Source organism: Gammaproteobacteria bacterium (genome assembly GCA_003696665.1).
Taxonomy (GTDB): domain Bacteria; phylum Pseudomonadota; class Gammaproteobacteria; order Enterobacterales.
The window spans coordinates 1-1,206 of the sequence record RFGJ01000568.1 but is presented as its reverse complement, the minus strand read 5'-3'; the positions used below and the strand labels follow the sequence as shown (position 1 = coordinate 1,206).

The 1,206-nt window shown below is 55.6% G+C and carries 3 protein-coding genes; 1 reads left to right on the top strand and 2 read right to left on the bottom strand.

What is annotated here, in order from left to right:
• Positions 1-249 (bottom strand): AAA family ATPase (locus D6694_13895; GenBank protein RMH36445.1); only part of this gene is annotated, 249 nt, incomplete at its 3' end.
• An 84-nt stretch (positions 250-333) separates the two neighbouring features.
• Between D6694_13895 and D6694_13890 the strand changes: the two genes are divergently transcribed.
• Positions 334-726, top strand: a complete 393-nt coding sequence (locus D6694_13890) for a hypothetical protein (protein RMH36444.1) — start codon at positions 334-336, stop codon at positions 724-726.
• Positions 727-1,007: 281 nt separating this feature from the next.
• Here D6694_13890 and D6694_13885 read toward each other — a convergent pair.
• On the bottom strand, positions 1,008-1,206 hold a 199-nt coding region (locus tag D6694_13885; protein ID RMH36443.1), incomplete at its 5' end, for a hypothetical protein.

Sequence of the window (1,206 nt, the reverse complement as noted above, 5' to 3'; positions counted from 1 at the left end):
GATCTCGTTGGCCAGGCTGCGCCACTCGGCCAGCTCCGCTTGCTCTTTTTCCGTCAGGCGGCCTTGTTCCTCCAAGCGAGTCAGCCATTCGATCTCCTGGCGAACGGCCCGCACACCGGCCACTGTGTTGTGGTCGGTGATGGCGACAATATCTAGCCCCTTGGTCCGCGCCTGGCGCAGCCATTGGAGATAGGTGATATTGGGCTCTTCGTAGTCGCTGGAAGCAGGTGTGTGTAGATGCAGATCCACTCGATACCATCGTAGTTTCGAGGAATCCGAGGACTTTTGACTATTCGATTTTCTTCTCTTGCTCACAAAACCATTCCATTCTGTATGCTAAGGGGGTTGGTTTCGCGGCAAGCCACAGGGGAGACGACGCAGACGCGCCAATACACGGGTCGCGCTGCGCTGGAAGCAAATGCGCTGGGGCAATACACCAGCCAACTGAAATCGTCTATCGGGGTGGGGGTGACGGACAAAAAAGTCGTTGTCCGCCGTCTTCCATACAACACCCTGGGCATGTCTATCCCCAAGGCAAATTCGACCATCCCGATACAGGCGACGCCTTGTGCGCGTCGCAAACTGCCTCTGCCTGGCCTGCCGATCCAATCAACCAACACCAAACATAAAACGCCAATGCAACTATCTTACTACAGGAGCGGGACGATCCCCAAAAGGGGTGGGCCGCGGACCCATCCGGTGAATCCACTGCAAAAGGCTCTTTGAAACCGCAAAGACGCAGAGAACTGCCCTGAAAAATAGGACGCAGATTCACACAGATAAACGCAGATTTGCCTTTTTCATCCCCCGCGGCGAACCGAAGGTGCATGGGGGTCTGCTCTAGAAAATCTGCTTTATCAATCTAACGCAAGGACGCAAGGACGCCAAGACGCAAAGAAATCTGTGTGCGAAGCCTGCGTTCATCTGCGTCCCGATTTTTGTGTTTTGGGATGCACAGCGTTCATGAAGTCTGCGTACATCTGCGGTTTTTTAGGAGAGTCATCCGGTTAGTCGTAGGCGATGATCTCCACTCCCTCTTCGGGGTGCCCTTCTCCATCCGGCGAGATCTCCTCCTGGTCCACCGGCGGGACCAGATGAATGTGCGGCTCCTCCAGGATGGGCTCATCCAGGGCCGCTTCTAGCACCTCATCCACCGTGTCCACCAGGATGAAGTTCATCCGTTCCCGCACATTCTGGGGGACGTCT

Excerpts from the sequence above, each read along its gene's own strand:
- D6694_13890 (RMH36444.1), top strand. The coding sequence starts at position 334 with ATGCTAAGGGGGTTGGTTTCGCGGCAAGCCACAGGGGAGACGACGCAG.